The sequence below is a fragment of the Pseudomonas peli genome, assembly GCF_050563605.1.
Taxonomy (GTDB): Bacteria; Pseudomonadota; Gammaproteobacteria; order Pseudomonadales; family Pseudomonadaceae; genus Aquipseudomonas; species Aquipseudomonas peli_A.
Genome location: NZ_JBNXUH010000006.1, coordinates 302,136 through 309,960 on the forward strand (window position 1 = coordinate 302,136; position 7,825 = coordinate 309,960).

Consider the following 7,825-nt stretch of genomic DNA (forward strand, 5'->3'; position numbering starts at 1 on the left):
TGGATGGCAGGTAATAAAAAGCCGGCGTGCACCCAGTGTGCACGCCGGCTTTTTTACGCCTGAATCAACCCGCGCGGCGTAGCAACCAAACGCCGGCCAGTGCGCAGATACCCGCAGGGATCAGCACCGCCAGCAGCGGCGAGAAGCCGAATACCAGGCTCGACGGGCCGAGCAGGTCCTGGCTGATCTTGAACACAAAGCCCACCAGCACCCCGGTAAATACGCGCTGCCCGAGGGTTACCGAGCGCAGCGGGCCGAAGATAAAGGAAATCGCCATCAGCACCAGCGCTGCCGTTACCAACGGCTGCAGCACCTTGGTCCAGAACGACAGCCAGTACTGACTGTTATTCAGCCCTTGCTCGGCCAGGTAATGGATGTAATTCCACAACCCGGTCATCGACAACGCATCCGGCGCCAGCACCACGGTGCCGAGCAGCTGTGGCGTCAACTCAACATCCCAGCGCTCGCTGCCCTGCGTAATAACCTCACTGCTGCGCTCACGGAAATGCGTAGTCGCGACATCTTCCAGCTGCCAGTGATCACCCTGGTACTGGGCCCGCCGGGCGAAGCTGGAAGACTGCATGCGCTTCTGTTCATCAAAGCGATAGCGAGTAACGCCCAGCAGCACACCATTGGGCTGCACGGCGTTGATATGCACATATTCCTGCCCCTGGCGATGCCACAGGCCGCGCTTGGCGCTTTGCGCTTCACCGCCGCCCTGGGCCATGGCACGACTGGCCTGGGCCTGATTTTCGCTATAGGGCGCGAGGTACTCGCCGATCAGCACGCCGACCAGCATCAGCACCAGCATCGGCTTCATCACGGCCCAGACAATCCGTCCGATCGATACACCGGCCGCACGCATGATGGTCAGTTCGCTGTTACTAGCCAGCGAGCCCAAACCGATCAGGCAACCGATCAGCGCGGCCATCGGCAGCATTTCATAGATGCGCCGCGGCGCCGTCAGCAGTACATAGCCGAGGGCATCGAGCAGGCTGTAGTTGTCCTCGACATCGCCCAGCTCATCGATAAAGGCAAACAGCAGCGCCAGGCCAACAATGATGCCCAGCACGGCAAGGATGGCGACAAATACCTGTGCGCCGATGTAACGATCCAACTTAACCACGGGCCACCTCCTGTGCCACACGACGGGCCGCCCAGCGCAAACGCAGCGGCTCCCAATAAAGCAGCAGTAGCCCGATCAGTAAGAACACGCCATGCACCCACCACAAGCCAAGTGCTGCGGGGATCTTCTCTTTATCCAAGGCGCCACGCGCGCCAATCAGCAGCGCCAGGTAAGCCATATAAAGCAGGATGGCCGGCAACAGCTTGAGGAAGCGCCCTTGGCGCGGATTAACCCGTGACAACGGCACAGCCAGCAGGGTGACCACAAAAACCAGCACCGGGATCGACAAGCGCCACTGCAGCTCGGACTGCATGCGCGGTTTGTCGCTGCCAATCAGCTCGCGCGTCGGCATCGCCTCGCGGTCGGTGACCTCCACCGCCACTTCCGGTTTGGGCAGCAGCACGCCGTAGGTGTCGTATTTGATGGCGCGGTAATCGGCCTGGCCTGGATTGCCGTCATAGCGGTAGCCATTTTCCAGAATCAGGTAGCGACTGCCATCGGCCTGAATCTCCTGGCGACCTGATTCGGCCACCAGCACGGAGATACCACGCTCCTTGTCGCCCTCGCGGGACAGCTGCTTCTCGGAGATAAACACCCCGGCCAGCGAGCCGCGATCTTCGGACAGCTCCTCGGTGTAAGTCACCCGCGAGCCATTTTTCATCGATTGAAAACGCCCAGGCACCAGGGTATCCAGCTCAGTCATGGCACTCTGCTGGTTAAGAATCCGCGCCACATGCTCAACGCCTTGCGGGGCCAGGCCCAAGCTCAGCCAGCCGGCCAGCAACGCCACCAGGGCCGCAGGCGCCAGGCTGTAGGTCAGCAAACGCTGCTGGCTCATGCCGGTGGCCGAGAGCACAGTCATCTCGCTGTCCAGGTACATCCGCCCGTAGGCCAGGAGAATGCCGAGGAACAGCCCAAGCGGCAGAATCAGCTGGAGGAAGCCGGGAATCCGGTACGCCATGATCATCAGCAGCACCCCAGGGTCGAGCAGACCCTGCGCCGCCTGGGCAAGATAGCGGATAAAGCGGCCACTCATAATGATGACCAGCAGCACCGCGCTCACGGCACTCAGGGTCAACAACACTTCACGAGACAGATAACGGAAGACGATCAAACCAGACACTCCAGGGTTGTCAGGCTCAGGCGGCTAAGATCAAACTAGCCGCACTGCTTGCCGGCTCGCCCAACTGGCGAACCATCGAAAAATAGCCGGCATTATCCTGCAATACCGACGCCTTGTCTTGGGGACACCACGTAATGGAATTTATTGTTAAAAGCGCACGCCCAGAAACACTAAAAACCGCCACCCTGGTTATCCCTGTTGGTGAGGGCAAAAAGCTCGGCGAAACCGCCAAGGCCATCGACACCGCCAGCGCTGGCGCGATCAGCGCTCTGCTCAAGCGCGGCGACCTGGCCGGCAAGGTCGGCCAGACCCTGCTGGTGCACAACCTGCCGAATCTGAAAGCCGAACGCGTGCTGCTGGTGGGCACCGGCAAAGACAGCGAACTGTCTGACCGCCAACTGCGCAAATTGATCACCAGCGTTTACAGCAGCCTGAAAAGCCTCGGCGGCAGCGATGCAGTACTCGCGCTCGACGAGCTGCAGGTCAAGGGCCGCGAAACCTACGGTAAAACCCGCCTGATGGTGGAAAGCCTGGCCGACGCCGGCTACTGCTTCGACCGTTTCAAGAGCCAGAAGGCCGAAGCCGGCGCACTGAAGAAGCTCACCCTGCTCACTGACAAAGCCAACCTGGCCGATGCCGAGCGCGCCAGCACCCATGCCCAGGCGATTGCCGCCGGCATGGCCTTTACCAAGGACCTGGGCAATCTGCCGCCCAACCTCTGCCACCCGAGCTACCTGGCCGAAGAAGCCAAAGCCTTGGGCAAGGCGTACAAAAACCTCAAGATCGAGATTCACGACGAGAAGAAACTCAAAGAACTCGGCATGGGCGCATTCCTCGCCGTAGCCCAAGGCAGCGACCAGCCGCCACGCATGATCGTCATGCAGTACCAAGGCGGCAAAAAATCCGAGAAGCCCTACGCCCTGGTCGGCAAAGGCATCACCTTCGACACCGGCGGCATCAGCATCAAGCCGGCTGCGGGCATGGATGAGATGAAGTACGACATGTGCGGCGCCGCCAGCGTATTCGGTACCCTCAAGGCCGTGCTGGAACTGCAACTGCCGATCAACCTGGTGTGCCTGCTGGCCTGTGCCGAGAACATGCCGAGCGGCGGCGCCACGCGTCCAGGCGATATCGTCACCACCATGAGCGGGCAGACTGTAGAAATCCTAAACACCGACGCCGAAGGCCGCCTGGTGCTGTGCGACACCCTGACCTATGCCGAGCGCTTCAAGCCGCAAGCGGTGATCGACATCGCCACCCTCACCGGCGCCTGCATCGTTGCCCTAGGCAGCAATGTCTCAGGCCTGATGGGTAACAACGACGAACTGGTGCAGCAGATCCTCGGCGCTGGCCTGACCGCCGACGACCGCGCCTGGCAACTGCCGCTGTATGACGAGTACCAGGAGCAACTCGACAGTCCGTTCGCCGACATCGCCAATATCGGCGGGCCGAAAGCCGGCACCATCACCGCTGGCTGCTTCCTCTCGCGCTTTGCCAAGAACTACCACTGGGCACACCTGGATATCGCCGGCACCGCCTGGATCAGTGGCGGCAAAGACAAAGGTGCTACCGGTCGTCCGGTGCCGATGCTGACGCAGTATCTGCTGGATCGCAGCAACGCCTGAGTTCCAGGCGCATTGTAGGAGCGGTCTTGACCGCGATTGACTGGTAAGCTGCGCGCCTGTCAGCAAGCCGCTCCTGCAAATAACGCCAAAGCGTGTCGCCATGCCCCGAATAGAATTCTATGTACTCTCAACCGCCATGCCGGGTGACCGCCTGCGTGCGGCCTGTCAGTTGGCGATGAAAGCCTGGCGCGCCGGCCTGCCGGTGTTTCTGCGCGGCAGCGATGCGCAGCAATGCACCGAAGTGGATGAACTGTTGTGGCGCTTCAAAGCGGAAAGCTTTGTGCCGCACAGCCTCTACCAGGACGACGCGCACGCACCGGTGGTGATTGGCCTGGACGAAGAACCCAGCAGCGCTCAGGGCGTGCTGATCAACCTCGGCAGCACCCTATCACCGCAAGTCGAGCGCTTTAGCCGGGTGATTGAAATCGTCAACCAGGAACCCGATCTGCTGACCGCCTGCCGGGAGAATTTCCGCAGCTACCGGCAGCGCGGGTATGATCCAAAACGAGTCGAACTCTAGTTGCACAGTATGGACACCCCAAAACCGCCACAAAAACCCGCTCAACTGCTGAACGACCTGGAGTCGATCCGCCAACTGCTGGGCGATGAAAACCTTGAGCCACCACTGCTGATCGACTCGCTCGATCCAGACAGCATCCCCCTGCTCTCGGAAATCGTTACCCCACCGCCGAGCGTCTCCGCCCAGCAGCCAAGCCCCAAGCCAGGCCTTATCACACCCGCACAGAGCCTGCGCGCCACGGTGACCCAGAGCGTCAGCCGCGACAGCGAGATGAACCGTCTGGACAGTGAACTGCGCGCCGCGGCTCAGCTGATCCTGCAGGATGTGATCGACGATTTCGTGCCGCAGATCGAGGCCGAGCTGAAACGCCGCCTGGATGCGCGCCTAAGCCGCTTGCTGCCACCGCGTCGTCCGTAACCACGCGGACGCCCACCAGTCAGCCGCACCACGCGCGCCCTTACGTCATACAGACCATCCCCGCTATACTTGCCGGCTTTTCCGTCTAGCCGTCATAAGGGTCCCGCCGCGCATGGACAAGACCTACCAGCCGCACGCCATTGAAACCGCCCTGTACCAGAACTGGGAGGCGAACAACTATTTCGCCCCGCAGGGTTCGGGCGAGCCCTACACCATCATGATCCCGCCGCCGAACGTCACCGGCAGCCTGCATATGGGCCATGGTTTCAACAACTCGATCATGGATGCGCTGATTCGTTTCCGCCGCATGCAGGGCCGCAACACCCTGTGGCAACCAGGCACCGACCATGCCGGTATCGCCACCCAGATGGTGGTGGAGCGTCAACTGGCCGCCGACGGCATTGGTCGTCACGACCTGGGCCGCGAGAAATTCCTGGAGAAAGTCTGGGAATGGAAGGAGCAGTCCGGCGGCACTATCACTCGGCAGATTCGTCGCCTGGGTAGCTCGGTAGACTGGTCGCGTGAACGCTTCACCATGGACGACGGCTTGTCCGAATCGGTTAAAGAAGCCTTTGTCCGTCTGCATAAAGACGGCCTGATCTACCGCGGCAAGCGCCTGGTTAACTGGGACACCAAGTTCCACACCGCCATCTCCGATCTTGAAGTGGAAAACCACGACGAGAAAGGCAGCCTGTGGAACCTGCGCTACCCGCTGGCCGACGGCAACAAGACCGCCGACGGCAAGGATTACCTGATCGTCGCCACCACTCGCCCGGAAACCATGCTCGGCGACAGCGCCGTGGCCGTGCACCCGGAAGACGAGCGCTATAAAGCCCTGATCGGCACCTTTGTCGAGCTGCCGCTGGTTGGCCGGCGTATCCCGATCATCGCCGACGATTACTGCGACCCCGAGTTCGGTACCGGCTGCGTGAAAATCACCCCAGCCCACGACTTCAACGACTATGAAGTCGGCAAGCGCCACAACCTGCCGCTGCTCAACATCTTCGACAAGAACGCCGCCGTGCTCGCACAGGTCCAGGCGTTCAATGTCGATGGCAGCGTCAACAGCCAGATCGACTGCAGCCTGCCGGCCGCATACGCCGGCCTGGATCGTTTCGAGGCGCGCAAACAGATCGTTGCCGCCTTCGAGGCCGCCGGCCTGCTGGAAAGCATCGACGCCCACGCCCTGAAAGTACCGAAAGGCGACCGCTCCGGCACCATCATCGAGCCCTGGCTGACCGACCAGTGGTACGTCAGCACCAAGCCGCTGGCCGAAAAAGCCATCGCCGTGGTCGAGAGCGGTGAAATCCAGTTCGTGCCCAAGCAGTACGAAAACATGTACTTCAGCTGGATGCGCGATATCCAGGACTGGTGCATCAGCCGTCAGCTCTGGTGGGGCCACCGTATTCCGGCCTGGTACGACGATGCCGGCAACGTCTATGTCGGCCGCGACGAGGCGGAAGTACGTGCTAGCCACAACCTCGGCGACGCCAATCTGCGCCAGGACGAAGACGTTCTCGACACCTGGTTCAGCTCCGGCCTGTGGACCTTCTCCACCCTCGGCTGGCCGCAGCAAACTGAAGAACTGAAGACCTTTCACCCCACCGACGTGCTGGTTACCGGCTTCGATATCATCTTCTTCTGGGTCGCCCGGATGATCATGCTGTCCACCCACCTGACCGGGCAGATCCCGTTCAAGACCGTGTATGTACACGGCCTGGTGCGCGACGGCCAGGGCCAGAAGATGTCCAAGTCCAAGGGCAACGTGCTCGATCCGCTAGATATCGTCGATGGCATTACCCTGGACGAGCTGCTGGAGAAACGCACCAGCGGCATGATGCAGCCCAAGCTGGCCGAGAAGATCGCCAAGCAGACCCGCGCCGAGTTCCCCGAAGGCATCGCCGCCTACGGCACCGACGCCCTGCGCTTTACCAACTTGGCGCTGGCCTCCACCGGTCGCGATATCAAGTTCGATATGGGCCGGGTCGAGGGTTACCGCAACTTCTGCAACAAGATCTGGAACGCCGCCAACTTCGTGCTGGAAAACACCGATGGCCAGGACACTGGCGTCAACGGTGAGCCGGTCGAGCTGTCCTCGGTGGACCGCTGGATCATCTCGTCGCTGCAGCGCACCGAAGCCGAAGTCACCCGCCAACTCGACGCCTTCCGCTTCGACCTGGCCGCGCAAGCGCTCTACGAATTTATCTGGGACGAGTACTGCGCCTGGTACCTGGAACTGGTCAAGCCCGTGCTGTGGGACGAAGCCGCACCGATCGAACGTCAGCGCGGCACCCGCCGCACGCTGATTCGCGTGCTGGAAGTGGCATTGCGTCTGGCCCACCCGTTTATGCCGTTTATCACCGAAGAAATCTGGCAACGGATCAAGGTGCAAGCTGGCGTCAGCGGTGAAACCATCATGCTGCAGGCCTGGCCAGTGGCCAATGAAAGCCGCATCGATGCCGCCGCCGAAGGCGATATCGAGTGGGTCAAGCAGCTGATGCTCGGCCTGCGCCAGATCCGTGGCGAGATGAAAATCTCCATGGCCAAGCGCATCGATATCATCCTGCAGAACGCCAGCGCGGAAGATTTGCGCCGCCTGGCCGACAACGCGCCGCTGCTGAACAAGCTGGCCAAGCTGGAGTCGGTACGGGTGCTGGAAGCGGGCGAAGAAGCGCCGATGTCCGCCACCGCTCTGGTCGGCGATATGCAGGTGCTGGTGCCGATGGCCGGGCTGATCGACAAGGACGCCGAACTGGCGCGCCTGGATAAAGAGATCGCCCGTCTCTCCGGTGAAGTGCAGCGCGTCGGCGGCAAGCTGAGCAACGAAGGCTTCGTCGCCAAGGCGCCGGCCGAAGTGCTCGATAAAGAGCGCGCCAAGCTGGCTGAAGCCGAGCAAGCCCTGAGCAAGATGGTTGAGCAGCGCGGCAAGATCGCCGCACTCTGATCCACTGGCAACACCCGCAGCCCGCGCCCTTACCGGCGCGGGTTTCTTTTTTTGTAGGAGGGGCTTTAGC

6 protein-coding genes are annotated in these 7,825 nt (G+C 61.5%); 4 read left to right on the forward strand and 2 right to left on the reverse strand.

Translation table 11 applies throughout. The features are described 5' to 3' along the window. Positions 1-64 precede the first annotated feature (64 nt). Complete coding sequence (gene lptG, locus ACQ4LH_RS09965) at positions 65-1,126, reverse strand: LPS export ABC transporter permease LptG (protein ID WP_430697020.1); 1,062 nt, start codon at positions 1,124-1,126, stop codon at positions 65-67. Then, a complete protein-coding gene (gene lptF, locus ACQ4LH_RS09970; RefSeq protein ID WP_430697021.1) occupies positions 1,119-2,240 on the reverse strand; it encodes an LPS export ABC transporter permease LptF in 1,122 nt (373 codons plus the stop codon). The genes lptG and lptF overlap by 8 nt, the downstream gene beginning before the upstream one ends. A 143-nt stretch (positions 2,241-2,383) precedes the next feature. On the opposite strand from lptF, the gene ACQ4LH_RS09975 reads away from it, so the two are divergent. The 4 genes from ACQ4LH_RS09975 (at position 2,384) to ACQ4LH_RS09990 (ending at position 7,755) form a co-directional block, all read left to right on the forward strand. Next, positions 2,384-3,874, forward strand: coding sequence for a leucyl aminopeptidase (locus ACQ4LH_RS09975; RefSeq protein WP_430697022.1), 1,491 nt, complete (start codon positions 2,384-2,386; stop codon positions 3,872-3,874). Between the two features lie 100 nt (positions 3,875-3,974). Further along, positions 3,975-4,394 carry a DNA polymerase III subunit chi gene (locus tag ACQ4LH_RS09980; RefSeq protein ID WP_430697023.1) on the forward strand — a complete coding sequence of 140 codons (420 nt, stop codon included), beginning with the start codon at positions 3,975-3,977 and terminating at the stop codon, positions 4,392-4,394. A gap of 9 nt (positions 4,395-4,403) precedes the next feature. Next, positions 4,404-4,811, forward strand: coding sequence for a DNA polymerase III subunit chi (locus tag ACQ4LH_RS09985; protein WP_430697024.1), 408 nt, complete (start codon positions 4,404-4,406; stop codon positions 4,809-4,811). A gap of 112 nt (positions 4,812-4,923) precedes the next feature. Next, the gene (locus ACQ4LH_RS09990; RefSeq protein ID WP_430697026.1) at positions 4,924-7,755 is read left to right on the forward strand and encodes a valine--tRNA ligase; all 2,832 of its coding nucleotides are present in this window, start codon (positions 4,924-4,926) and stop codon (positions 7,753-7,755) included. The last annotated feature ends 70 nt before the right edge of the window (positions 7,756-7,825 follow it).